At 59.3% G+C, this 24,822-nt stretch carries 18 protein-coding genes and 3 pseudogenes; 10 read left to right on the forward strand and 11 right to left on the reverse strand.

Going from position 1 to position 24,822, the window contains the following annotated elements:
- Positions 1 to 232 (reverse strand): annotated as a pseudogene (locus NH448_RS15770) (LysE family translocator); the annotation flags it as partial.
- Between the two features lie 279 nt (positions 233 to 511).
- On the opposite strand from NH448_RS15770, the gene NH448_RS15775 reads away from it, so the two are divergent.
- The 3 genes from NH448_RS15775 to NH448_RS15785 all read left to right on the forward strand — a co-directional run bounded on the left by NH448_RS15775 (position 512) and on the right by NH448_RS15785 (position 4,175).
- Entirely contained in the window at positions 512 to 1,138 is a 627-nt protein-coding gene (locus NH448_RS15775; protein ID WP_045994070.1) for a hypothetical protein, read from the forward strand.
- A gap of 416 nt (positions 1,139 to 1,554) precedes the next feature.
- The gene (gene betT / locus NH448_RS15780; protein WP_253029000.1) at positions 1,555 to 3,600 is read left to right on the forward strand and encodes a choline BCCT transporter BetT; all 2,046 of its coding nucleotides are present in this window, start codon (positions 1,555 to 1,557) and stop codon (positions 3,598 to 3,600) included.
- Positions 3,601 to 3,776: 176 nt separating this feature from the next.
- On the forward strand, positions 3,777 to 4,175 hold the full coding sequence (locus tag NH448_RS15785; protein WP_253029001.1) for a DOPA 4,5-dioxygenase family protein: 399 nt from the start codon (positions 3,777 to 3,779) through the stop codon (positions 4,173 to 4,175).
- Here NH448_RS15785 and phnX read toward each other — a convergent pair.
- The 3 genes from phnX to NH448_RS15800 form a co-directional block, all read right to left on the reverse strand.
- Positions 4,127 to 4,960, reverse strand: coding sequence for a phosphonoacetaldehyde hydrolase (gene phnX, locus NH448_RS15790; protein WP_045994073.1), 834 nt, complete (start codon positions 4,958 to 4,960; stop codon positions 4,127 to 4,129). The genes NH448_RS15785 and phnX overlap by 49 nt on opposite strands.
- Positions 4,961 to 5,108: 148 nt before the next feature.
- The gene (adhP, locus tag NH448_RS15795) at positions 5,109 to 6,137 is read right to left on the reverse strand and encodes an alcohol dehydrogenase AdhP (RefSeq protein ID WP_045994074.1); all 1,029 of its coding nucleotides are present in this window, start codon (positions 6,135 to 6,137) and stop codon (positions 5,109 to 5,111) included.
- A gap of 189 nt (positions 6,138 to 6,326) precedes the next feature.
- Entirely contained in the window at positions 6,327 to 7,847 is a 1,521-nt protein-coding gene (locus tag NH448_RS15800; RefSeq protein WP_045994075.1) for an aldehyde dehydrogenase family protein, read from the reverse strand.
- A 147-nt stretch (positions 7,848 to 7,994) separates the two neighbouring features.
- Between NH448_RS15800 and NH448_RS15805 the strand changes: the two genes are divergently transcribed.
- Positions 7,995 to 8,693, forward strand: a complete 699-nt coding sequence (locus NH448_RS15805) for a response regulator transcription factor (RefSeq protein ID WP_045994076.1) — start codon at positions 7,995 to 7,997, stop codon at positions 8,691 to 8,693.
- 35 nt (positions 8,694 to 8,728) lie between these two features.
- Here NH448_RS15805 and NH448_RS15810 read toward each other — a convergent pair whose 3' ends face one another.
- From NH448_RS15810 to NH448_RS15820, 3 genes and pseudogenes are all read right to left on the reverse strand, one after another.
- Positions 8,729 to 10,141: a hybrid sensor histidine kinase/response regulator gene (locus NH448_RS15810; protein WP_239452588.1), complete on the reverse strand. Its 1,413-nt coding sequence runs from the start codon at positions 10,139 to 10,141 to the stop codon at positions 8,729 to 8,731.
- Complete coding sequence (gene nosP / locus NH448_RS15815; RefSeq protein ID WP_083970549.1) at positions 10,125 to 11,330, reverse strand: nitric oxide-sensing protein NosP; 1,206 nt, start codon at positions 11,328 to 11,330, stop codon at positions 10,125 to 10,127. Before nosP ends, NH448_RS15810 begins: the two co-directional genes overlap by 17 nt.
- A gap of 97 nt (positions 11,331 to 11,427) precedes the next feature.
- Positions 11,428 to 11,838 (reverse strand): annotated as a pseudogene (locus NH448_RS15820) (antibiotic biosynthesis monooxygenase); the annotation flags it as partial.
- Between the two features lie 42 nt (positions 11,839 to 11,880).
- On the opposite strand from NH448_RS15820, the gene NH448_RS15825 reads away from it, so the two are divergent.
- The 4 genes from NH448_RS15825 to NH448_RS15840 are packed head-to-tail and all read left to right on the forward strand — an operon-like array spanning position 11,881 to position 16,921.
- On the forward strand, positions 11,881 to 13,038 hold the full coding sequence (locus NH448_RS15825; protein ID WP_253029002.1) for a site-specific integrase: 1,158 nt from the start codon (positions 11,881 to 11,883) through the stop codon (positions 13,036 to 13,038).
- Positions 12,998 to 14,647: a phage integrase SAM-like domain-containing protein gene (locus NH448_RS15830; protein WP_253029003.1), complete on the forward strand. Its 1,650-nt coding sequence runs from the start codon at positions 12,998 to 13,000 to the stop codon at positions 14,645 to 14,647. Before NH448_RS15825 ends, NH448_RS15830 begins: the two co-directional genes overlap by 41 nt.
- Positions 14,644 to 16,500 (forward strand): tyrosine-type recombinase/integrase, encoded by a 1,857-nt coding sequence (locus NH448_RS15835; RefSeq protein WP_253029004.1) that lies wholly within the window; start codon positions 14,644 to 14,646, stop codon positions 16,498 to 16,500. The genes NH448_RS15830 and NH448_RS15835 overlap by 4 nt, the downstream gene beginning before the upstream one ends.
- Entirely contained in the window at positions 16,487 to 16,921 is a 435-nt protein-coding gene (locus NH448_RS15840; protein ID WP_253029005.1) for a hypothetical protein, read from the forward strand. Before NH448_RS15835 ends, NH448_RS15840 begins: the two co-directional genes overlap by 14 nt.
- A 230-nt stretch (positions 16,922 to 17,151) precedes the next feature.
- On the opposite strand, the gene NH448_RS15845 is transcribed toward NH448_RS15840, so the two are convergent.
- Both NH448_RS15845 and NH448_RS15850 read right to left on the reverse strand, forming a co-directional pair.
- Positions 17,152 to 18,543, reverse strand: a complete 1,392-nt coding sequence (locus NH448_RS15845) for a DEAD/DEAH box helicase family protein (protein WP_253029006.1) — start codon at positions 18,541 to 18,543, stop codon at positions 17,152 to 17,154.
- A complete protein-coding gene (locus tag NH448_RS15850; protein ID WP_253029007.1) occupies positions 18,540 to 19,130 on the reverse strand; it encodes a hypothetical protein in 591 nt (196 codons plus the stop codon). Before NH448_RS15850 ends, NH448_RS15845 begins: the two co-directional genes overlap by 4 nt.
- A 101-nt stretch (positions 19,131 to 19,231) precedes the next feature.
- On the opposite strand from NH448_RS15850, the gene NH448_RS15855 reads away from it, so the two are divergent.
- Both NH448_RS15855 and NH448_RS23700 read left to right on the forward strand, forming a co-directional pair.
- Positions 19,232 to 19,462: a helix-turn-helix transcriptional regulator gene (locus NH448_RS15855; protein ID WP_124803276.1), complete on the forward strand. Its 231-nt coding sequence runs from the start codon at positions 19,232 to 19,234 to the stop codon at positions 19,460 to 19,462.
- 264 nt (positions 19,463 to 19,726) lie between these two features.
- Positions 19,727 to 19,924 (forward strand): annotated as a pseudogene (locus tag NH448_RS23700) (hypothetical protein); the annotation flags it as partial.
- Positions 19,925 to 20,109: 185 nt separating this feature from the next.
- Here NH448_RS23700 and NH448_RS15860 read toward each other — a convergent pair.
- Positions 20,110 to 22,398, reverse strand: coding sequence for a hypothetical protein (locus tag NH448_RS15860; protein WP_253029008.1), 2,289 nt, complete (start codon positions 22,396 to 22,398; stop codon positions 20,110 to 20,112).
- A gap of 110 nt (positions 22,399 to 22,508) precedes the next feature.
- Entirely contained in the window at positions 22,509 to 24,671 is a 2,163-nt protein-coding gene (locus NH448_RS15865) for a hypothetical protein (protein WP_253029009.1), read from the reverse strand.
- Between the last annotated feature and the right edge of the window lie 151 nt (positions 24,672 to 24,822).

A 24,822-nucleotide genomic window follows, 5' to 3' on the forward strand; every position in this document is an offset into this window, starting at 1 on the left:
GCACCAGCCACTGAAGCCCGGGCAGCGCCAGCCAGACACTCCCGAGCCCCGCGGCGAGCAGGCCCAGCAGCAGGGTAAAACCGCCGCTGGCACCCACCACCAGGGGCATCGCTCGGCGCCAGCCGTGACCCACGCCGGTGGACAGGATCAGCAGGTTGACCGGGCCCGGCGATATCGAGGCCACCAGCGAGAAGGCAAAGATCGCCAGCAGTTCTTCCAGAGAAAACGTCATCACACATGCCTCACAGGATGGCGTTTCAGGCTGACGCGATGACGCCCTTCGGTATTGAAGAAAATTTCACCGGCGCCGACTCCTCGGCCTCGGCTCCACTGCCCCGCCGAAAATTCGAACCCTGCGTTGCACAAACTCGTCTGCGCTTGCCGCTTCTCTGCACATTGGCTGCATCAGCCTTGCACGAGCCAGGGTCAAGATGGATCACGTCAACAAGGGCATCGCCCGCCATAACGCCACGTCCTGTGACGAGGCATCAACGCTGAAGGAAGTCGACCCATGAAAATGACATTTGCCCGCAAGGCCCTGCTGTCCGCCGCTGTCTCTGCCGCCCTGCTGCCGGTCGCCATGACCGCGACGGCCTCGCCCGACCGCCCCGAAGGCCCGCGCCACGAAGGGGGCGAGATGCGCGCCGAGCTGTTTGACCGCGCCGGCATCGACGCCGAGACCCGCGAAGCCCTGAAGCAGGCCGCCATGGAGCACCGTCAGGAGATCAAGGAACTCAACGACGATTTCCGCGAGCAGCGCATGGAAATCCTCGGTGAAGACGGTGTCGCCGCCCTCGAACGTGCCCGCCACGAGCTGCGCGAGGAGCGCATCAACGCCCTGGTCGACAAGTGGGAGCTGTCCGACGACGAGCGCGAAGCGTTCAACGCCGCTCGCGAATCTTTCAAGGAAGGCGCCGAAGCGCTGAAGGCCCAGGAGTTCGAGAACCCCGAAGCCCGTCATGACGCCTGGCGCGAACTGATGTCCTCCACCCGTGACCAGCTGGCCGAGATCCTCGACGAGCGCCAGCTGCGTGAACTGAAGCACACCATGATGCCGGGCCACGGCGACCACCCGCGCGGTGGTCCGGGTGAGCACCGCGCTCATGGTCCCGACAAGCATCACGCCCCCGAGGCCTGATATTGACGCCCTCGGTTCGGCCATAGGCGCCGACCCGGGAGACCAGAAAGCCCCGTACCAACGCGCCATGTCCGAGCCTCGGGCATGGCGTTTTCGTGCGCCCCCTGCCCGCCGTTTCTCCCCCTCGGGTTGAAAGATGCTCCCCATCTCTGTATTTTATTGAACGTTCAATCAATAAAATAACCGCGCGCCCCTGGCCGCGGTGGGTCGCCCAGACCCTTCGCAAGAGCCGCCAACAGGTACCGAGCCACGACTCGGCCACTCCGCCATCATCATTTTGTTAATTGGTCGGTCAATTAACAAAATGGCGTAACGCTCACGGAAGCAGCATCAGGATGCCAGGATGGCATCGTGGAGAACGGCGATAGCCTCGCCGGGCAGGCTCTGTCTCACTTCATCCTCGAGGGAGCACGTGCATGTCACATCACGAGAGCGCCTCCCGCGATCGCCTCAACCCCGTCGTCTTTCACGGCGCGGTAGCCGGCATCGTGGTCTTTCTGTTCTTCACCATGACCTTCACCGAACGGGCCGGTGCCCTGTTCGACAGCGGTCTTGCCTGGGTCAACGACACCTTCGGCTGGTACTACATGCTGGCCGCCGTGGCCTATCTGGTGTTCGTGCTGGTCATCAGCCTGTCCCGGGTCGGCAACATTCGCCTCGGCCCGGACCACTCGCGCCCGGAGTTCTCGCTGCTGTCATGGGCCTCGATGCTGTTCGCCGCAGGCATCGGCATCGACCTTCTGTTCTTCTGCGTGGCCGAGCCGCTGTCGCACTATCTGACGCCCCCGGACATGGCCCCGGAAAGCGCCGCCGCCCTTAGGCAGGCGGTGCCTCAGACCTTCCTCCACTGGGGCCTGACCGGCTGGGGCATGTACGTGCTGATGGGCATGGCACTGGCCTACTTCAGCTATCGCCATCGCCTGCCGCTGGCCATCCGCAGCGCCCTCTATCCGCTGTTGGGCAAGCGCATCTACGGCCCCATCGGCAACGCCGTCGATATCACCGCGGTGATCTCCACCGTGTTCGGCATCGCCACCAGCCTCGGTATCGGCGTCATCCAGCTCAACTACGGCCTGAGCTTCATGTTCGGCGTACCGGAAAGCCTGTCGACCCAGGTGGTGTTGATCGTGCTGGTGGTGATCCTGGCGACCATCTCGGTGGTCACCGGCGTCGAGAAGGGCATTCGCCGGCTGTCCGAGTTCAATATGCTGCTGGCCGCCGCCCTGCTGCTGTTCGTGCTGTTCCAGGGTGACACCCTGGCGCTGCTCAACGCCCTGGTGCTCAACGTCGGCGACTACTTCAGTGGCTTCGTCGGCAAGAGCTTCGACACCTACGCCTTCGCCGGCAGCGACGCCCAGCAGTGGAAAGGCTGGTGGACCATCTTCTTCTGGGGCTGGTGGATCGCCTGGACGCCCTTCGTCGGGCTGTTTCTGGCGCGCATCTCGCGCGGGCGCACCATTCGTCAGTTCGCCCTTGGCGCCCTGCTGATTCCGCTGGGCTTCATGATGGCGTGGATGTCGATCTTCGGTAATGCCGGCATCGACATGGTCGCCAATGGCGGCCTGGCGGTGCTCGGCGAGCAGGCGCTGGCCACTCCCCAGACCACCATCTACACCTTCCTCGAGCAATACCCCTACATCGGCGTCACTGCCTCGGTGGTCACCCTGCTCGGAGTGGTGTTCTTCGTTACCTCGGCGGACTCCGGCGCCCTGGTGCTGGCCAACTTCACCTCGATTCTGCGTGACGTCAACCACGACGCGCCGATCCGCCTGCGCATCTTCTGGGCGGCGGTGATCGGCCTGATCACCATCGCCCTGCTGATGGCCGGCGGCCTCGACGCCCTGCAAAGCGCGGTGGTGATCACCGCCCTGCCGTTCTCGCTGGTGATGTTCGCCATCATGGTGGGACTGGCGCGGGCCCTGCGCACCGAGAAGGAAAAGGCCGACGCGCGCAAGCTGGTCGCGGCCAGCGGCGAAGGCGGCAACTGGAAGGAACGCCTGGATCGGGCGCTGGACACCTCCAACCGCGCCGGTGCCGAGTCGACCATGGAGCACGCCCTGCGCCCGGGCCTGAAACAGTTCGTCGAGGAGCTCGAGCGTCGCGGCCAGTCGGCCACCCTGAGCGAAGAGCAGATCGAGGGCGAACCGCTGCCGCGGCTGACCCTGCAGGTGGACTTCGAGGCGATGCAGAGCTTTGTCTACCAGGTCCGCCCCCATCGCATGCGCACGCCGAGCTTCCTGCCGGCGGACGATGACTACTACCTGCGCCTGGACGTGCATCTGGCCGAAGGCGGCGTGGGTCAGAACCTCAATGGCTACACCCGGGGTCAGGTCATCGATGACGTGCTCGGCGAGTACGAGCGCCACCTGCAGTTCCTGGCCATCGCCCGCCAGGGCACGCCGACGCCGGCCATGCCGGGCTTTATCGGCGAGCCACCCCAGGGCACGACCCAGGAACCCTGAGCGTGACCCGGCAAGGTCGTCACCGACGACGCCGGAGCAAGTGACAGCGGCGGCCCCAGGGCCGCCGCTTTGGTATGTAACGCTGGTGGGCAGGCGGGCGTGACACCGCGATTGCCATGCATCGCCAGGGACGCGATCCTTGTCGACGTCATCAGCAGAGCGCCCAGGAGAGTCCCATGCCCGACGTCGAGCAGATTCGCTACTACCACGCCCACCTCTACTACGACGATGCCGAAGGGCTTGCCCAGGCCAGGACCCTGGCCGAGCAATGCCAGTCGCGCTTTGCCGTTCAGGTGGGGCGTTTTCATCAACAACCGGTGGGGCCGCATCCGCGCTGGAGCTGCCAGCTATCCTTCGCGGCCGAGGCCTTCGGCGAAATCGTGCCCTGGCTCGCCATCCATCGGGGCGAGCTGGACATCTTCGTGCATCTGGGCACCGACGACGACCTCTTCGACCATACCCAGGGCGTCATCTGGCTGGGACGCAGCCACGCACTCGACCTGTCCGTTTTTTCCCGAGCTGACCTTCACGAGGCCTGGGGTCGCTCGCCCCGGGCGAGCCGAGCCGCGATCTGATCCAGCACACCGTCAAGCTCGGCGACGCTTGCGATCAGGTAGTGGGGGCGACAGGCGCTCAGTCGCTCGGCTACGTGGCGCCGGCGCCGCTCGAGCGCGTCCGGCGGGGTCGCTTGGTAACCCTCGAGATCCAGCCCCATGGCGTTGCCGGTATCGGTCACCGCCACCGTCCACATGCCGGCGGCGCGCCCCTCCTCGATGCCGGGAGCGGTATCATCGACCTTGACGCAAGCCGCCACATCGCCGATACCGAGCGCCACCACATTGGCCAGCGCCTGAGCCGGCCCGGGTCGCCCGCGCACCACCTCGTCACCGGCGACGGCGTGGTCCACCTCGAGCTCCGCCTGGCGCGCCGCACGGCGCACCGGCGCCAGCACCTCGGCGGGATAGCCGGAGCAGGAACCGATCTTGAGTCCTCTGCCCCGCAGCCCCGCGAGACATTCCCGGGCGCCAGGAATCGGCGCGGAATGCTCGGCCACCTTGGCCACCTGCAACGGCATGAACCGCCGATAGAGCACGTCGACGTCCTCGTCGCTCGGCGAGTGGCCACAGGCCTGGCGAAAACGCTCGGCGATGTCGGGCAGATCGCACAGGGCGCGGATATGATCCCACTTGCTCATGCCCATGGGGCCACGGGCTTCGTCGAGGCTGACGGCCACACCGATCTCGGCGAACACCTCGACAAACACCTGGGTCGGGGCGAAGGAGCCAAAGTCGACCAGGGTCCCGGCCCAGTCGAAGATGACGGCCTCCAGGGCCAGGGGGGCGTGACGTTCGGTACTCATGCGGTCGGCTCCTTGCGGGTTCGAGATGCCATGGATGGTGCCGCGACACCAGCGTAGGCAAGGATGACAAGGACATCACATGCATATGACAGGGCGGCGACACCTGGTGTCGCCGCCCTGCTGTATCGACCGCTGCTGCTCAGTCAACCTAGCCCTGCATATCGAGCACGACTCGGCCCTCGATCTTGCCATCGATCATGCGGCCGAAGATGTCGTTGATATTGGCCAGACGGTCGGTGGACACGGTGGCCTTGACCTTACCTTCACCAGCAAAGTCCAGCGCCTCCTGAAGGTCCTGACGGGTACCGACGATGGAGCCACGCACGGTGATGCCGTTGAGCACGGTATCGAAGATCGGCAACGGGAAGTCTCCCGGCGGCAGGCCGTTCAAGGCGATGGTGCCACCACGCCGGACCATGCCCTGGGCCTGCTCGAAGGCCTTCGGCGAGACCGCCGTGACCAGGGCCCCGTGGGCGCCGCCGATGTCCCGCTTGATCGCCGCCACCGGGTCCTCCTTCAAGGCGTTGACGGTGACCGTGGCGCCGAGCCGTCGTGCCAGCTCCAGCTTGTCGTCGGCCACGTCCACCGCCGCCACGTTCAGGCCCATGGCCACGGCGTACTGCACCGCCATATGGCCAAGACCACCGATGCCAGAGATCACCACCCACTGCCCCGGGCGGGTATCGGTCATCTTCAGGCCCTTGTAGACGGTGACACCGGCGCAAAGTACCGGGGCGATCTCGACGAAGCCGACGTTGCTCGGCAGATGGCCGACGAAGCCGGCGTCGGCGATGGCGTACTCGGCGAAGCCGCCGTTGACCGAGTAGCCGGTGTTCTGCTGGGACTCGCACAGGGTCTCCCAGCCACCCAGGCAGTGCTCGCAGTGGCCGCAGGCGCTGTACAGCCAGGGAATCCCCACCCGATCGCCTTCCTTGACGTGGTTTACACCCTCGCCCACCGCGGCGACCTCGCCGACGCCTTCGTGTCCGGGAATAAATGGCGGGTTGGGCTTGACCGGCCAGTCGCCGTGGGCGGCGTGCAGGTCGGTATGGCAGACCCCGGAGGCGGCGATCTTGACCAGTACCTCGCCCCTGGCGGGGCGCGGTACCTCGACCTCCTCGATGGTCAAGGGCTGACCGAACTGACGAACGACGGCGGCTTCCATGGTGCTTTGCATTGTTGTGCTCCTTGCCCTGATCCGGGCAAAAAGGGTCTCTATCCGCCCGCTATCAAGGAAGGACGGTACAGAGGAGAAAGGTGTCCGGGGACACCCGGTGAAGGGGCGTGGCGCTGAGAGCCAAACGGCGTCAGGCCACTGGGGTGAAGCTTCCCGGGCCCGGTGGTACCGGGCCCGGATCGACTCCCTTTAGAAAAAACCGAGGGGGTTGGTGTCGTAGCTCACCAGCAGGTTCTTGGTCTGCTGGTAGTGCTCGAGCGCCATCTTGTGGGTCTCGCGACCGACGCCGGATTTCTTGTAGCCGCCGAAGGCGGCGTGGGCGGGATACTGGTGGTAGCAGTTGGTCCATACGCGACCGGCCTGGATGCCACGCCCCATGCGGAAGGCCACGTTGATGTCACGACTCCAGACGCCGGCGCCAAGACCGAATTCGGTGTCGTTGGCAATCGCCAGGGCTTCTTCCTCATCCTTGAAGGTGGTCACCGCCACCACCGGGCCGAAGATCTCTTCCTGGAAGACGCGCATCTTGTTGTTGCCCTTGAGCAGCGTCGGCTCGATGTAGTAGCCGGTGTCCAGATCGGCATTGAGCTTGGCCTGGTTGCCACCGGTCAGGAACTCGGCGCCTTCCTCCCGGGCCACGTCCATGTAGGACATGATCTTGTCGAACTGCTCCTTGGAGGCCTGGGCGCCGACCTGAACCTCGGTGTCCAGCGGGTTGCCACGCTTGATGGTGGTGACCCGCTCCATCACCTTGGCCATGAACGGCTCGTAGATGCTCTCCTGGATCAGCGCCCGCGACGGGCAGGTGCACACCTCACCCTGGTTGAAGAAGGCCAGCACCAGCCCCTCGGCGGCCTTGTCGATGAACTCCGGCTCGGCGTTCATGATGTCGGCGAAGTAGATGTTGGGCGACTTGCCGCCAAGCTCCACGGTAGAAGGAATGATGTTGTCGGCAGCGCACTTGAGGATGTGCGAGCCCACCGGGGTGGAACCGGTAAAGGCGATCTTGGCGATGCGCTTGCTGGTGGCCAGGGCCTCCCCCGCCTCAGCGCCGAAGCCGTTGACCACGTTGACCACGCCGGGAGGCAGCAGGTCACCGATCACCTCCATCAGCTTGAGGATCGAGGCCGGGGTCTGCTCGGCGGGCTTGAGCACCACGCAGTTGCCGGCGGCCAGCGCAGGCGCGAGCTTCCAGGTGGCCATCAGCAGCGGAAAGTTCCAGGGGATGATCTGGCCGACCACGCCCAGCGGCTCGTGGAAGTGATAGGCCACGGTGTTGGCGTCGATATCGGCGGCGGTGCCTTCCTGGGCACGAATGCAGCCGGCGAAGTAGCGGAAGTGGTCCACCGCCAGCGGAATATCGGCGTTCAGGGTCTCGCGCACCGCCTTGCCGTTGTCCCAGCACTCGGCCACCGCCAACGCCTCCAGGTTGGCCTCGATGCGCTCGGCAATCTTCAACAGGATGTTGCTGCGCTCGCCGGCGGAGGTGCGCCCCCAGGCCGGCGCTGCCCCATGGGCGGCGTCCAGCGCCTTGTCGATATCCTCGGCACCGGAGCGGGGGATCTGGCAGAACACCTGGCCGTTGACCGGGCTTACGTTGTCGAAGTACTGACCCTTGACCGGGGCGACGAACTCGCCGCCGATATAGTTGCCGTAGCGCTCGTCGAAGCTGACCACGGCGTCGGGTTGTCCGGGGTTGGCGTAGATCATGGCGTGTCTCCTTGGAAAGGATGTTGTAGTTGTCTGCCACTCCAGTCTTGGTCAGGAACCTGGCTTGCGACATACTGCCCTGGCAGGAGAGCGCCTCCTCCTTCGGTAGGAGACCGACCAAGGACACAGACAACCGGGACGCCAGACATGCACAGCCTGATGGTGGCTGACGATCACCCGCTCTTTCGCGACGCCATTGCCGCGGTCATTCAATCGGGCCTGCCCGGCACCGAGCTGCGCGAGGCGGACTGTTTCGCCGCGCTGGCAAGCGCCCTCGACGCCGACGACGACGTCGACCTGGTGCTGCTGGACTTGAATCTGCCTGACGCCTCGGCCCTGGACGGGCTGCGCGAATTGCGCCGGGCATTTCCGGCGGTGCCGGTGGCGGTGCTGTCGGCCGAAAGCGAGCGCGCCACGGTGCTCGGCGCCCTGGATCTGGGCGCCATCGGGTACCTGCCGAAGTCCACGCCACGCCCGGACCTGCTGGCGGCGATCAAGCAGATCCTGGACGGCCAGATCTATCTGCCCGCCGAGATCATGCGCCGCCCGGCCGAGGCCTCGAGTGCCCCGCCTGCGACGCAGGGGGCGACACAGGGGGTGACGGGTCCAGCCGATGCAGGCGCGCTCGAGCAGTTGACGGTCAAGCAGCTCGAGGTGCTGTCCCTGCTGATTCGCGGCGCCTCCAACAAGGTCATCGCCCGCGAGCTCGATATCGCCGAGACCACGGTCAAGACCCACGTCTCGGCGATCCTCAAGAAGCTTGGCGTCGGCAGCCGTGTTCAGGCGATCCTGGCAGCCGACGAGTCCACCCTGCTGGCCTGCCTGGCCAGGCGACGGGCGCGCTAGAAGGCAGAACGTCTCGCTGACCAAGGCAAGACGGCTCAACCGGCGTCGAGCAGGTGTATCAGTGCCTGACGCAGGCGCAGGGGCTTCAGCGGCTTCAGTAGACAGGGGAAGCCAAGCTCACGACAACGCCGCTTGATCTCGGCGTCGTGGTTGGCAGTGATCAGTATCGGGGCCAGGTCTACATGAGAGCCGGCCAGGCGCTGCGCCAGCGCCAGGCCATCTTCTTCGTCGCTGGACAGGTGGTAGTCGATCATCACCACCGTTGGCGACGGCCTATCCATGCCCTGTGTCTCGTGGCGCTCGGCCAGGCTCTGTTCCAGTTCAACCACTCGCGACGCGAGGCGCGCCCGACATCCCCAGCCACCCAGCAGCGCGCTCATGCCCTCGAGGATGGCGGGATCGTTGTCCAGCACCCATACCTCGGTACTCTGCAGCTGCCGCGTGCCGGCCTGCTGCAGGGTCGAGGCCGACGGGGCCACCGCACGCGCCGGGCGAGCGCAGGGCACGCTTACCGAGAACTGGGCGCCCTGGCCGGATCGGCTATTGAGGGTAATGGGATGATCGAGCAGCCGGGCGATGCGATCGACGATGGCAAGCCCCAGTCCCAGCCCGCGCTCCTGCCCCGGGGCTGCGGCGTTGCCCCGGCGAAACTCCAGAAAGATCTCGTCGCGCCGAGCCTCGTCGATGCCCGGGCCGGTATCCCCCACCAGGATCTCGAGCCAGTACTGCTGGCCTACCCGACGTCTGCGACAGCCGAGCAGCACCCGCCCCGACTCGGTGTAGCGCACGGCGTTGGACATCAGGTTGCGAATCACTCGGGCCAGCAGCGCCAGGTCGGACTCGACCCAGGCGGAACTCGGCACATAGCGAAACGCCAGCCCGCGGGCGCCGGCCATCTGACGAAATTCCTCGGCGAGCGCATCCAGCAACTGCGAGACGGCGAAGGGGGCCACGTCCGGGGTCAACACCCCGGCATCCAGTCGCGAGATGTCGACCAGGGTCCCCAGCAGCAATTCCACGTCGCTGAGCGAGCGATCGATACGCTGCACCAGGCGACCGGATTCTTCAGGCAACTTTCGCTCTTCCAGGGCGCTGGCAAACAGCCGCGCGGCGTTGAGCGGCTGCAGCAGGTCGTGGCTGACCGCCGCCAGGAAGCGGGTCTTGGAGGCATTGGCGGCCTCGGCGTCGCGCCGGGCCTCCTCCAGACGGGCATTGGTTTCGGCCAGTTCATCCAGGGTACGGTGCAGGGTCTCGGTGCGCTCGCGCACCTGCTCGGCGAGCAGCACCGCGTGCTCGAAGGCACCATAGGGTGCCCCGCCCGCCCCGGCGGACTCGACCCGCTCGATCAGCGCCTGGCAGATCCGGCGTAACCGATGGTTTTCCTCCAGCAGTTCCTGTTCCAGTGCACTGCTGGCGCGATCCTGCCTTGGCTCACCGACCAGATCCAATCGCCACCCCCGTGAAAGTCTGGTTGATATGCATGCCGTGGTGCTGCTCACCGTAGGTGTTGAAGCCCACCACCGAGGCCCTGGAAAGTCGCTCAGAGGCGTCGCCGATCTGCGCGAGCGCCTCGAACTCCAGACGCCTGAGAAAGCAGTCACAGCCGATGATCAACTGCGGTTTCCCCAGCCGGCGCTGAAGGCCCCCCAGGGTATCGTCGAGGGCCTCGAGAATCGGCGTGCCGGCCATGGCGGTCAGCACGATGCCGGTCTCCACCGCGCAGTAGAAGCTGAGGCTACCGTCGGCGTTGGCACGCTGGATCGAGCGGACGTAGTAGGCATCGCCCAGCTTGACCGCCAACGGGTGGCGGGCAAACACGCCCTCATCGAGTTCGCTTGGCAAGACACCGACCAGCCGGGCGTACTCGTCCACCGCGGGCAGGGCATTGAGCTCCAGCACACGCCGGCCCGCAGGATCGGCGCGGGTGACCACCAGCTTGTCACGGCGTGCCGCCAGGTGATGGGTCGAGAACACCTCGAAGGGATGGTGGGTGGTGATCAGCACCACCACCGCCGCCGCGCTGTGAAAGCGCCCACCGGCAAACACATGGGTATGCGCCAGTCGGTTGTCGTCCCCAGCCGAGCCACCGAAGCTCGGGATACCACCCAGGGCGGCGTCCAGAGTGGTCAGCACCTGCTCTTCGCTGGCCGACAGCCCATCGAGCAGGGTCAGCGCGAAGGCCTCGCCATCCAGATGCCCCCTAGCGGTGGCAAGAAGCGACTCCACCCGACGCTGGGCGTCGATCAGGGAGACGCTCTCGAGGTCCTCGAGCAGGGTGGTGGCCACGCCAAAATGACGGCGATCGAACCCGATGGCGACGATGGTCCCGCGCTCGTACCCCAGCGGGGTGATCTCACCCGCCGTGGTGCAACCCGCCAGCGGCAGCCCACCGAAGGTCGACTCCAGGGCCTGGGCCAGGGGGTCCAGCGCGTATTCGGCGCTGACGAAGAACAGCACGAAACCCAGGTCGGGATGATAGAGCTCGTGATGCAGCTCACACGCCGCCTGTTCAGCCTTGGGGTGGCGGCTGGCCGCCACCTTGAGTCCCAGCGACGCAAGCTCTTGTTGTTCTGGTGTAGGGCGCTCCCGCGCGGTGATGTCGCCTTCCACGCGGGGCGCCGTGCTCGCACTGCCCATGGGCTGTCCTCAAGATCCGCGGCAACGCCGCATGACCTGAGTGTAGGCGCGAGCAGTGGCCAGACTCAATGCGAGCCGGGAGGGCCGCCTGTCAGCCTCAGCTGCGGCGCAGACGCAGGCTCAGGCGAGCGCCACGTCCGGGCGGCGCCTGAAGCCAGGGCGCCAGCAGGCGGGTAGACAGGGGGATGAAAAGGAACACCATCACCGGGGTCAGCATCAGGGTGCTGGCGAGTACCCGAGGAACCAGCGGCAAGGTCGCCAGGGTATCGCCCAGCAGCCACTGGAACATCAGCGACACCGGGAAGAACGCCAGCCAGATGGCGATCGCCTGCTTCCAGCGCGGCGGCACCCTGGGGCCGGGGCTGGTGAACCAGCTGTCGAGTCCCAGGGCACGCCGCTCCTGGGGGGCCTCGAACAGGCCGGCACCACGCTCGAGCCAGGCACGGCGCGAGGCGGAATGCTCCCAGCGTGCGAGGGTATCGGTGTCCTGAAAGCGAAAGATGATCTGATTCCCACTTGCCAAAGTGATATACCCTACTAACATCCATACATGGACCTCTTCTTCAGCACCAATAAATTCAAACTCAACGGCCTAAGTTACTCTGGCTTTCCAATCCTTATTTCCAAGGAGAGGAAGGTTGTTGAGGAAGCGCTGGACTTTTGCATAGCGCACCTGATCAAGCGTGGCAGAGTTCAATCCAAGAAGTCGTGGGTTACTTACGGTAAAGCGTTATATCAGTTCTTTGGCTGGTGCGAGGTAAATGGCATTGATTGGCGTGATGTGGGCAATGACAGGGAAGCTACGATCCTGGCTGAGTTTCGGGATTGGAACCTAGGTCCTGAGGGGGGGAGCCTTGCTGCAGCAACGGTGAATGCCCGGCTACGACTACTCTGCGCCTTCTATCGGCATGCCGACAACTGTGGTTGGGTGACGACTGTTCCGTATGCCATGGAAACGGTCACGGTGAGACAACCGAAAGGGTTCCTGGCTCACGTCGATGCGAGTGGTGGGAGGCAAACGAGCCCAGACATCATGCTGAAGGCTCCCCGAACCGTCATTCGGGTGTTGAGCAAGCACCAGTCGGTTGATCTACTGAATGCCATCACCAATCCCACGCACAAGCTGATCGTCAGATTGGCGCTCACGACAGGGCTGCGCCGAGAGGAACTGGCTACGTTTCCGCTGAAGTACGTGATCAATCCGGCGACTTATACCAAGCACCGCTCCTTCATCCGGGTCAATCTTGATCCACGCGACATGACCATCAAACGAAATCAGCCCAGGGGTATCGATGTGCCTCGCACCGTCATGGAAGCCCTTTGGCAATACGTCCTGGATCGTCGCCATCAGCACGAGAGCATTTCGGGGCAGCACCAGTCCGTATTGTTCCTGACGAATTCCGGCCAACCCTTCGCGAACGACGGGGCAGCCTTCCTGGGCATTGTAAAGAGAGCTGGAGTGGCGGCTGGTATCCCTTACATAAACGTTCATATTCTACGCCATACCTACGCCACGCACACGCTGTACGCAATGATGCAATCCAACTCCCAGACCCATGCCTTGCTGTACGTGCGCGACAGAATGGGTCATGCCTCGGTCACAACCACAGAAAAATATCTGCACTCCTTTTCAGAGCTTGAGGATGCGCTGATGAACGATTACCAGAGTGAAATCGACCTTATCAGCAGGGAAATTGGTGATGCCTAGAAAAAAGCTACAATCCACGACACTTCGACCTGGTAAAGTCGCCAATGACGAAACGCTGGATCTCACTAACCTGCCTCCTGCCAATATGGTCGTGTCCTTGCCTGAAGGTGCCACGGATTTGCGTAAACTAAATTTCGCAAAGCACTACGGAAACGGCTGCGATGTAGTGGTCTATGCAACTCAACGTGTACTGGATCGCATGGCCAAAGCTTCTATTGAAAGCGGCGGAAAAACGCACAGCGCAGCTAGTCTCGACACATATTTCAGTAACGGAGTGTCATCCTTCCTTCCTTTCTGCGCCACGATGGCTTCCGCGCTGGGGCGCGAATTGCGACTGGATGATATCGACCGCCAGTTCATCGACCACTTCATTTCCCATTTACGGCAGATGGGTCATCGCACAGCTACCCAGAAAAGTCGATATCAATCCGCCAAGTCGATACTGGTAGCTATGGGGAAGTCAGGCTGGATTGCCAACGATATTTTCCCTCGCAATCCTTTCCCGAACTCGAATAGATCACACAAGGGCCAGACTGCCCTGAGTGAGCCAGAACGCCATAGCGTTCTGCGGGCTATGAAAGCCGACATGCGGGAGATCATCAAAGGAAGTGGACCGCTAACCTCTTATGAGCTGGTCACCTGCCTGCTGGCCATTGCAGCGAGAACAGGTATCAATCCAACGCCCGCCTCGGAACTCCTGACTGACTGCCTCCTTCCCCATCCCATCAAGAATGACCGATACGTGCTGGTCAGTTTCAAGCGTCGCGGCGGCTCCACGCACATCCAGAGCCTGCGTCGAGTCGGCGATATTGAGTCGATGGTGTCGGCGCTGCCTGACGTGGCACGCATCATTGATCTTGTGCGAGTTCGCAACGCTTCGCCACGACAGGCGAGCGATTACCCACAGCGGCTCTTTGTTTACGTGAATCGGGATTTTATAAACGCCGGAAAAATAAGTCGTATGACGATGAACACTCTCAGCCGAGGAATAAAAGCATTTATTGACCGCCATCAGATAGAGGATGCGGACGGCGAGCCTTTGAAGCTCAACGTCATGCGACTGCGCAAGACGTTCGAGAACCGGCTATTCGCTCTGTCTGGCCAGGATCCGTTTCTGACCGCCAGACTCGGCGGCCACACCCTTAAGGTGTCCGACAACTACTACCTGGAGGCTCCAGAGAGCGCCGAGAAAGACTGGCGATTCATGGGCCAGGTTCGCACCGAAGAACTGCTTAACCATGGCAAGTTTGCGCCATTGTCAACCCAGTGCACGCCGATAGCCCGTTGTCGGGACACCTTGAACGGAGAGCGTGCACCCGGAAATGGCGAGCACTGCCAGAAGTTTCTTGCTTGCTTTCGGTGCCAGTCATTCGTTGTGACAGGAGATGACCTACACCGTGTCTTCAGTCTCTACTGGGCACTGGTTAAGATGCGCCGGAAAATGGGAGCAAGTGCCTGGAAACGCGTTTACGGTCACATTATTCGAATCATCGATCAAGAGATAACCCCGCAATTTGATACCGAACAGGTGAGCATTCAAAGGCAGCGGGCTAAAGTCGACCCGCACCCCTTTTGGCGTGATCCAGAACGATTAGAGGGCATTGCATGAATGAAGCCAAGTTCCGCGCCGAACAGATGAAAGCCCTCAAGGCCATTGAGGCACGGGCCTTCAACTCGCACGCTGTGCTTACCGGGATGCGGCTGGAAGATGGCAGCTACCACGTTCTGAGCTACTGTGGTGATGATGTCGTGACCCTTCCTGACAGTCTCTTCACTGCTGGAACAAGTAACAATACAAAACTATTAAACTTCTTGCGGGTGCCGCTTGCGTTTAGAGAAACGTTCAAGACCTGCGTGACGTATTATATACTGAAAGGGATTGACGGACGTTCCCTGCCCAAGGGAAATACGATTCGCCAATTTTTCTATAATGCGATAGCTTTTCTTGCCTGGCTTCATGACCAAAGGGTATCCCGGCTGAGCGATGTGACGCTACTGGTTTGCCAACAGTATGTGGGGTTCTGCAAGGAGTTAAAGGGACATAAAGGAGCACCGCTTTCAGGTTCATACTTGGCCCGGCGTTTCGTGGCTATTGAAATTTTACATATCCTCAGCCAACAGTCCAATGACCCCATGCCCCATCCTTGGCATGAATCGTCAGCATATCAACTTGCAGGGATTGCGGGGCAGGATAGACTCCGACTCGAAGAAGCCAAAACTGAAATCATACCGGATGACATCCTGGGATTGCTGTTCCAGTCGACAGTGGGCTGGCTGGACCGTGCCGATGACATCATCAGTGTCCGCGAGCGAGTTGAAGCGTGGCAGTCTGAAGGTATAAGCCGGCAGCCCATCCAAACACGCTTGAATAAGCTGGGGTGGACAAAAGGTGAGTTGATCGAAGCGGAGAGACATCTGCAAACGGCGTGTATGTGCATCATCCTTATCACCAGCGGTATTCGCGTATCCGAGGTGTGCTCACTGGAAAATCAGTGCGCCTTCAAAACGCTGGATGAAGAGGGCGAACCCTTTCACTGGATGCGCGGTACATCGTATAAGACGGGCGCGGGAGCCTGCGAGTGGCTGGTGGCCGAGATGACTCACCGCGCCCTTGCCGTGGCTGAGCGTCTTTCGCAACCGCTGCAAGCGCAACTGGATCAGCGTATTTTCGACCTGCGAACCGATAATCCGCAAGACGCTGACATAGCTCAACTGCAGGAGCATAGCCATCGTTTGTTCCTGGCTGTGGGAAAGAGACATAAACATCGGATTGGAACGCTTTCAATTAGTGCGGTCATTACTCGCCTCAATGCGTTTGCTGCCCAGTGCGGGCTTGACTGGCGCTTTACCCCCCACCAGTTTCGGCGTACTTTCGCGGTCTACGCCGCTCACAGCGCCTTTGGAGACCTTCGTTACCTTCGGGACCATTTCAAGCACTGGTCGCTAGACATGACAACGTTGTACGCCATGTCTCGGCAGCAGGATGCCGATTTGTACGACAGCATTAGCCTGGCCGCACTCAGCATCAAGACGGATCTTCTGGAGCACTGGCTGGAGCCTGATGCGATCCTGACGGGTGGTGGTGCCGATCCCATCCAAGCTTTCCGTACGAAGAACGAGGCGCTTGCCACTAAGGAGGGGCGAGCTGAGATGGCCATAAAAATTAGCCCCTTGGTTCACCTGCGGGCCACCGGCGTCGCGTGGTGTACCGCCGATACAGGAGGCTGCAACGGCGGCCAGGGTATCGAGAAAACCCGTTGTGCAGATTGTGGTAATGCCGTCATTGATGAGTCCCGCAAGTCCGTGTGGCAGGGAATCTATGCCCAACAACTTGAATTGCGTGACCTCACAGATATTGGGCCCGGCGGCACCGAGCGGGTCGAGCGTGATATCGAACGCTGCAAGGTGGTTCTGAAGGATCTTGGAGCAACAGGAGAGGACTTGGCTGATGTCGCAAGCTGATAACATTTCCCAGCCCCTTACACGGGGCGAACTGACTGCAAAGGCCATACGCCAGGCCATTGTGAGAATAGAGAAAGGCCGCCCAAAAGTGGTCGAGCCAGGGCGCAAGCTCAGCATTCAATCGGTGGCTGTGGAAGCCGGAGTCAGTCGAGCTACAATTCACAACAATCACCCAGGTCTTGCCGAGCGTATACGGGAGGCCGGTAATAAGGCAGTGCGTGCTCAGCGAGATGAAAAGAATATTGAGCTCAAAGAGCTTAGAAATAAGTACGCCGTACTTAGGAAAGAGTACCTTGATACCCGAAATCTCTGCCAAGATATGGCTTCTGAATTGGCCGCACTCGTTTCTGAGAACCAGCGCCTACGAGCCATTGCGGAGAACGAGAAAGTGGTCGGGTTTCCCCCGAAAAAGAGTGGGTAAACTGGGCTTCCTGGTTTATATTAACTTTTAGGTCTCCACCTGCGGGGCGCTGCGCTTTTTTCTGGTTCCTCTCTTTCGGCAATTGGGAAAATTAAGCTTCACTTAAAGGATATAAACTTTCATGTTAACTTTGCCGATTTTAGCAGACGCTTTCATGACTGGTCGGAGCGCTAGTCGTCAAAAAAAAAACTGAATGCTTTTTTCGATCAACAAGGCTTGGAACAAATATTTCAAAGGCAAATCAGCAGCAACTGCCTGTAGTGTTGCGAAAAGCTGATGTGGTAGCTCGATTCATCAGCAAAGTCGCCGAGCGCGTAAGCGCTCGTGGAGGCCTCCTCCAGGTCTTGTTCAAAATAACCGTCATGGCTGCCATCCGCAGCGTTGTTAGCCCCCTTACCGCTCGACGGTGGATTTGCTTCGGCGTCATTCATCGGTACCTGACTCAGTACGGCCAAATCCTCCGGTAGATCGTCGGCAATCCGTTCCGCGTATCGCCGCAGCGTCGTTTCCGCTAGCATGAACAGCCAGGCTTGATCATCGGCTTCGCCCATGCGCCGCAGTATTCTCCCCAATACCTGCCGGTAGTGTAGTTCGGTACGGATGCGGCTTAGAAAGCAGCATACCTGCAGGCGGGGGATGTCGGTCCCCTCGCTGATCATCCCGACTGCGACGATCCATCGGCAATCGCTGTGTCGGAATGCATTGATGACCTGCTGGGCATTCGGGGTTTTGTTGGTCACGATGCACCAACTCTCCGCTCTGGCGTCAAGCGCTTGGGCTATCTGCTGAGCATGTGCGATATCGGTAGCGACTACCAGGCCCGCCGCTTCTGGCTGGCTCCGGCGAAGCGCGTCCAGCTTGTCGCTTCCTAGCGCGAGCAGTTGTTCGATCACCTCGTCATGGCGCAACAAGTCTTCGTAAGTGACAGGCGACTCCCCCAGCAGCTCGGCGATACTGGGGAACAACCTAACGGTGTTCTCGGTTTCGACTCCTTCCGTCAGCGTAACTTGTTGGTTGTCCACAAGCAGAATGCGGGGTGAACGGCACACACCATCCGCGATGGCTTCCTTCAGACCATAGCGATAGTCGCAGATCAGCTGCCCCTCGGGGGAGAGGTAACGCGCCAAGGCAATGGCGCGGTCGTCAGAGCGCCAAGGCGTGCCGGACAGCGCCAAGGTGAAGACGGCCCGATCCTGGATCTTCCGCACGATCTGTTGCCCCCAGGCGTTACTCAGCAAGGGGTCGTGGCCGGCGCAGTGATGGATTTCGTCGAAGACTACGAACACGCGATAGTCTTCGAGCAATCGCCAGAAGACCTCATCGCGGTACTCCATGGCTTGATAGGTGTAAGCCCCTCCCACCGAGCCGAGCAAGCCGTCCAGGCGTTTGCCGAGTACCGCCGAAAAGGTGGAGCGAAAGCCGTCGACGACCTGGAGCGAGGGTGCGAAACAGAGCACCAGATCGATCTTGCTTTGGTCGAGCAGGCATCGGGTCAGCTCCGCAGCCATGCGTGTCTTACCGGCACCGGGGGTCGCCTGGCAGAAGAAATGCGACGTGGAAAGGAAGTTCTCCAACGCCGTGTCGATACACCGGCGCTGCCAGTCTCTCAGCGATGCCGTCATCGCTGAGAGGCCACCGCCTTGAGTGTGTTCTCGACGGCACGAAGATGTCCCAACAGGCGCGAACTGCGGTCTTTGGCCCCCCGATACTCGCTCTCAACTTGGTCCTTTAAATGGGGCATGTCATCGAGGAGCTGCTTGTAGCGTTCCGTTTCGCCCATCGACGACAGGAAGTCGAGCTGAATCTCTTTGAGGAGGCCTTCTAGATACGTCTGCGCATCGAACGACGACGCGGGTGGCGTGGCACTCGGTTCGGGGGTTGACGATGTCGGTTCCTCTTTAGGCGCGGGCTTGAGGCTATTCTCGAAGCCGTTGTCGATCAGCTCTAAATGCAGGTGCGGCGGGATGGGTTGTAGGTGGTAGACCTGCCCTCGCTTGCGGCGCTCTTTGTCAGGTACGAGCCAGCCAGCCCTGAGCAGGCGCCGAATCTGCTCATACACATACCGGCGCACATCGCCGAGACGAAAGTCGGTGCCTTCAAGATGCTTGGCGTAGGCATCCCGCAATTCGCGGGTGGTGAATTGCGTGCGCCCCTCCTCCTGGAGAAGGTCATACAGTCGCCTGTCGAAGATGAACGAGACGGTTTTCATGCAGGCACCTAAGCGGTTATCACAAAAATGCGGATTATAGTCCGTGGCCTGTGAGTCCGCAAACACACGATAGTACTGCCTCAAATGAGATTGAGGCAGTCATGGATCCATTGGCAAAAGCGTTGGGGGCACGCATCCGAACACAGAGAAAAGCCTGTCGGCTCTCTCAGGATGCACTGGCGCTGGCCTGCAGCATTGACCGCAGCTACATAGGACGCATCGAACGTGGCGAGGTAAACATCACGGTCGAGAAGCTATACCTCATCGCCGGTGTGCTAATGTGCGACCCGGCGTCGCTTCTTCCTCGCATGACGGAGCTTGAGGTCAGTTAGGCCCTCACGCTTTAGAGAGACATTCAGCGGCACGCCGTAGGAGATCACTGACAGACGATGTAGGACAGGCAGCAACTCCTCAACGCGGCCTGCCTACCTTATCCCTCACTCCGCTTCGCTGTGTATGATGGCTCTCATACATCACCATCAGCACCAAGAACTCGGGGAAGCATCATGAACACGGAGAGTCACGCTTAGCTGGCGGCCTTCATGTGGTCCGTTGCAGACCTGCTGGGCGGCGATTTCAAGTAGTCCCAGTACGGCCGCATCATCCTGCCTTTTACCCTGCTGCGGCGCCTGGAGTGCGGGCTGGAGCCCACCAGGGCTGTGGTGCTCGACACCTCACGCCAAGCCCGAGACGGTGTGCTACAAGCTGCACTTCGCCAACGGCATCGCCGACCGTATCGAACGCAACCAAGCGATACTGGCCCAAATCCACAACCACAGCGAGGTATCAGGTGATGCATTGTCTCTTCCCGAAGAAGGTCACGGACGCCGTCCTGGATGCTCTCAGCGACCACACTAAGGCTGGAACAGTGACCGGTTTCGACCCAAAGCGGACCTCCTGCCCCTGCCGTGAATCTAGATGCTTCAGTGCAGCCTGTTAGGCTAGACTTTCGCTGTGCCTGCAACAGAACGGAATCGGCTCACTCGTCCACATCCCTAAAAAGGTTGTGAAGAACTGCGTTCTGAGGAGTAGATGCAGCGACTGGCGCTGACGTTGATGACTGAGGTTCGTAGTCTTCCTCCATTTCTTCAATAGCGCGGCTGACTTCCTGGTAAAAAATAGGCATAGGGTCTGGATACGGGGCTCCTGGCCCTGCCTGATCGACAGCAAGGCTGATCGTCTGAATCGCTGTTTCCAAGCTAGAGAAATGATCATCTGGAGGGTATTCGTTTGACCAATATAGTCGCGCTTCACTCACATAGTAGGGAATGTTAGTCAGGACTTTATCTCGGGCAAGTACAACTGCTTGCTGTATTTCGTGATCCGTGAGTATAGTGTCTACGTAGTCTGTTTCAAAAACAGTTGAGTCGGCTTCGTTTACTAGGGCTGAAAGAAGCTCGGATACGAGATGATCACGCCAATCGCTGGGCAAAACCTTTTGCCGATGCAGGCTCACAAGAAGTCTCGCATCGGAGTCTTCGTCGATAGGCGAGACGAAAGTTTGCGCACCTTCCAGAATATCGGGCCTATGAGTCAGCATGATTTGTGAGAACGCAGCATTCGAACGGTAGGACACGAAAGTTCGTAGTAAGTTTGCTTGCAGGTTTCCGATCCTCTCAAAAAGAAGCTCGTAGAGAGTTGCAGGGACCACCATTGTCGCACCTTTTATCGTCACTCCGGGGCAGACGACAGCGTGCAGGATGGTTTCCGGCTTTGCTCCGCGGAGGTAGAGTTCAACGAGCTCTGGAGATTGCGCAAGATAGCGCGCAAATGCATCACTCACAGTAGGATGCTTGTATGTCCAATATGAACCATGCTCGTCTTCTGCCAACAGCAACAAACAGCCGTTTAGAGCTTGCAACTCACTCCGCGTCGCGGCCTCCGTACTACCAAAGGCACTCACGGCGGTTGAAATAGTCGAAGAAATTACGGGGGAGCGGACAATGCCACCATTGAGAAATATAGACGCAATTGCGGCTATGCAGTCATTCGAAATATTTGAGATGGTGTCGAATAGAAATTGCTCCGGTTTGTCAAAAAAATCAATTACAGCAGATTTATTTACATTAAGATTGCCTGAAAAGAAGCTTGACCCAATACGGCGTGCAGTCTCCGGCAGGAAACTTTCGCGCTCAACTATGGCCGGAAGATATTCCTTGATAGCAGATATAAAATGACGACTCTGATCGCCAAATTTGAGGTGGTTGTAGAGGATTTGAGCCTTCTCGGCGTTGCTTAACTCTTGAACATCAATGACAACCTTACTCGTTTTCATCACCGGAATAGCCTGGAGCTTAAGGTCAGCTTTAGCTGCTTCCCAAATGTAGTCGCGTGATGTGATTAGAAACCTAGTGCCTCGTTTCATTGCGCCCTGCATCAGAGGGAAAACCTGATTCCATGCCTCCGCTTTTTGGCGCTGATACTGGGTGTTGCCCCACGCATCATCGATCCAGAAAAACTGCGCAACATCAGGGCTCAAATGCCGCTGAACGTCTTCAGGTGATGCGGCTCGTATGGTCGAACTACGCCATATATCGGACGCTCCAACTGCGATGCTCGCGCCAATAGTTGATTTTCCTGATGCAGGCGGACCGAGTAGAAGCACCACATTGTGTTGACTAATCGCCCGCACACTTCGGCGATGAGCCTCAGTTACGACAAGCCTTTGCAAATCCTCGCCCATTGCGCTGAGGATCAACTGAGCCTGTGCATAAGCACGCGCATCGAGCACATCGTTGAGGTCCCCAAGCCCGTAGAGACGCGGTGCCATCATTCGGAGTCGTGAAGAGGTACGTATCTGTCGGTTAATAAAGTCGCTGCCATAAATACGACATCGACCAACCCCAGCGCATTGAAAAGCGTCGCGGATAGCGAGTTCGCTTTCCCCGGTGATCGCATGGTTTGTCAGGATAATGTAATCGTGGGCCAGTCCCTTTTTGGCAAGTCTTTCAGCCTTGGCAAGTTCATCACTTAACATAGAAAGGCTAAGATTCCTTCCTTCCTTGGAGGTGAACTTGCATTGGATAGTTGACTCGCCCGCAGCGGGGTCGTCACCTTCCCAACGACCCACAAACGCTCCATCACGTCCGGCATCGTTACCGGGCAGGAAGTTCTGGACCGGCCTGCGAAGGCATTCCTCAGCCACCCCAACGCAGAGATCCTGAAAGGCTTTCCAACCCAATTTGTGCAGAGGATAATCGCTAGCGACAGCCAGCAGAGTTGCTGCTGTGTTGGTTTCTGACTCTGTAGGAGCGTTTGTTTTTGGCATATAAACTCGGTGTCTTCAGTTGCTGCGTTGATAATAGAGTGCTGGGTGCCTGGCTGCGTAACAGTCACTCATGCTTGAAGGGAATATGCCCTCATCCTCGGAAGGTCTCGTTAGAGCGCTTTCACGTCACTGTAAATTTTACGGAGATGCTCGTCTGACATGTCAAGGATGGGCTCATACATGAAGGAGTTCAGGTGGATATTCTCCGGGGTCATGAGAACCACTCGATCAATTGTCGGGATGGCAGGGTCGCGAGGAAAATCTTTACGAAATCGTTTTAGCAGCTCCGTTGTCTGATTGCCAGTTATTTCTCCGGGCAGTGTCGGGTCTTTGATCCGCTCAAGCATATACTGTTCTGCCCTTAACCTAGTCGCGATTGAGAGGACGATCTTGTTTTCAAAGTTGGCTGCATCACCGTCTTGTAGACAGTCGTCCGCTTCCTGGTAGATTAGATCAAGCACTGAACCTCTGGACGGTGTGAAGTTCGCAGGGGTGCCGCCGAAAATCGTCTGGTAGATATCGAAAAGATCAGTGTCTTGGATGCCCGGAGTCCCGACTTTGATATGAAGAAGCGATGTCAACGTCAAGTAGTCAGCATTTTCCTTGCCCTTCGTGAATTCCACCAAGTTTCGCATGAACGGTATAGTGGCAATCCGCTTTTTTGGCTCATTTCCGAAATGGACCTTCCAGTCGTTGACAAAGATATTCTTGATCCCTATCGCCTTATTAATCTCGATTCCGTCTTCCTTCCTCGCTACCATGAAGCACGATTTGTAGTTGACGAAACGACTTTGAATCGTCCTGAAAAAATCGAAGTTGTGCGTAAGGATCACTTGGCGAAAGTTTTCATCTTCAGCGATATCTTTGAGATATTGAATTATCGCATATTTGTTCTTGTAGTCGAAGGAGTCGGCGACATCGTCAACGATGATCAACGTTCGCTGCCCAGCCTTCCGACGTGCTTGGATCTCAAATATAATATTCAGGATGTAGAATGCTTTTCGTTCCCCGGTGCTGAGGACCTCCAGTAGAGCATCCCTCTCGACATCCTTCCGGTCATTGCCTTCCTTGAAAGTAAAGCCTAACTTGGGGATCTTATCTTCGTTAAGCATCACAGAGACTAGGTTCTTGACCTTTAGCTCGAACGGAACGAAGAAGCGCTCATTGAAGATGTCGATGACCTCCTGCCATTCCGTCCTTTCATTGCGGGCTGCCTCCTCAATCTCCTTCCTCCTTTCCTCAGCAGCGTGGATTTCCTTGACAAGATGATTAAAGGCATCGTGGTGCTTCACGAAGTAGCTCTTCCAGACTTGCTCCTTGAAGTCGGTAGCATTCGCGAGGGCGGGGAGAATGTCTTCATGATCAGCGACGAAAGAGTTGAAGTCCCTGACATTGGCGTTCTTATGGAGGAGTTTTTCGACCGAGTGGAATTTATTGCGCAGATCCACATCTGACGTAATGCCCTCTTTCTCGGCCTCGACAAGTTCCTCAAGTTGCTTTCTTGATGTGATTTCGACCATCTCTCCCGCGTTGAGCCTCACACTGTGCGCGGCGTCGAAGAAGCCGTTATCGGCGAGTGCCTTTCCAATCACGCCGGCATTGTAATACGTGAACTTCCCGCGCTTGAAATACTGGGACTGGTCAATGAGTTCATTGAAACGCTTGATGTACTCCTGGAGTGCCTCGCGTACCTGAGCCTGCTGGAGCATCTCGACAACCTTTGGGTCGAAGACGAGATCATATGGGATGTCGGCGAACGGCGCTTCCGTCTGTTCTTGGACTTCAGTAGCGACTCCACTGATCGCCATGAGAAACTGATCAGGGGTTTTGGTGAAGGTTGAAGAGATTTCAGCAGCGAGCTCCTTCTTCGACCCTGACTGGTCTTTCAACGCGGCGAGAAGCGTCTTTTTCGCATCCTCAACGCCTTGATTGAGTTCCTGGTGCTCCTTTCGCAGAGCCGTATTCACGAGAAGGGTTGAGATCTTTTCACTGCTGCCGAAGTCTTCATCATAGGGCTGAATGACCAGGATGGATTCCGGGTCCAGCTCGGCATCGTTCTCGTCCAGCACCGACCGTTTCGTAGGGCGGTCCGGGAACATTTTGTCGGAGGATTTTTTCTTATCAGCAATGTCCTGTAGCGTTTTCGCGAGCGACGATTTCATGGTTCCGTTCGGGGCGTATAAGGCAACGGCATTGTATTTCTTGAAATCGAAAACTTGTTCCAGTTTTCGAATTCCGTAACAATACTCAAGATCCAGCTTCAGCGTGCGCATAAAATATGCCTCTCATTATCTCTCAGCTGAGAGTAGCTGTAATCGGCTCATTTGGCCAAGGGCCGCAGGACCAGCAGTCGCCATGAGGCTGGCAGCTATAGTAGAGCCATGCAATTATGCTTTCGTCCTTTCTCGCATTCGACAACACCCA

Origin of the sequence: Halomonas sp. OfavH-34-E (genome assembly GCF_024124525.1) — a bacterium.
Lineage (GTDB): Bacteria > Pseudomonadota > Gammaproteobacteria > Pseudomonadales > Halomonadaceae > Halomonas > Halomonas litopenaei.

Coding starts and splice junctions, on each gene's coding strand:
- NH448_RS15860 (WP_253029008.1), bottom strand. CDS start 22,398: ATGCCAAAAACAAACGCTCCTACAGAGTCAGAAACCAACACAGCAGCA.
- NH448_RS15850 (WP_253029007.1), bottom strand. CDS start 19,130: ATGAAAACCGTCTCGTTCATCTTCGACAGGCGACTGTATGACCTTCTC.
- NH448_RS15845 (WP_253029006.1), bottom strand. CDS start 18,543: ATGACGGCATCGCTGAGAGACTGGCAGCGCCGGTGTATCGACACGGCG.
- betT (WP_253029000.1), top strand. CDS start 1,555: ATGTCACATCACGAGAGCGCCTCCCGCGATCGCCTCAACCCCGTCGTC.
- NH448_RS15775 (WP_045994070.1), top strand. CDS start 512: ATGAAAATGACATTTGCCCGCAAGGCCCTGCTGTCCGCCGCTGTCTCT.
- NH448_RS15785 (WP_253029001.1), top strand. CDS start 3,777: ATGCCCGACGTCGAGCAGATTCGCTACTACCACGCCCACCTCTACTAC.
- NH448_RS15855 (WP_124803276.1), top strand. CDS start 19,232: ATGGATCCATTGGCAAAAGCGTTGGGGGCACGCATCCGAACACAGAGA.
- NH448_RS15865 (WP_253029009.1), bottom strand. CDS start 24,671: ATGCGCACGCTGAAGCTGGATCTTGAGTATTGTTACGGAATTCGAAAA.
- adhP (WP_045994074.1), bottom strand. CDS start 6,137: ATGCAAAGCACCATGGAAGCCGCCGTCGTTCGTCAGTTCGGTCAGCCC.
- NH448_RS15840 (WP_253029005.1), top strand. CDS start 16,487: ATGTCGCAAGCTGATAACATTTCCCAGCCCCTTACACGGGGCGAACTG.
- nosP (WP_083970549.1), bottom strand. CDS start 11,330: ATGGGCAGTGCGAGCACGGCGCCCCGCGTGGAAGGCGACATCACCGCG.
- NH448_RS15800 (WP_045994075.1), bottom strand. CDS start 7,847: ATGATCTACGCCAACCCCGGACAACCCGACGCCGTGGTCAGCTTCGAC.
- phnX (WP_045994073.1), bottom strand. CDS start 4,960: ATGAGTACCGAACGTCACGCCCCCCTGGCCCTGGAGGCCGTCATCTTC.
- NH448_RS15825 (WP_253029002.1), top strand. CDS start 11,881: ATGGACCTCTTCTTCAGCACCAATAAATTCAAACTCAACGGCCTAAGT.
- NH448_RS15835 (WP_253029004.1), top strand. CDS start 14,644: ATGAATGAAGCCAAGTTCCGCGCCGAACAGATGAAAGCCCTCAAGGCC.
- NH448_RS15805 (WP_045994076.1), top strand. CDS start 7,995: ATGCACAGCCTGATGGTGGCTGACGATCACCCGCTCTTTCGCGACGCC.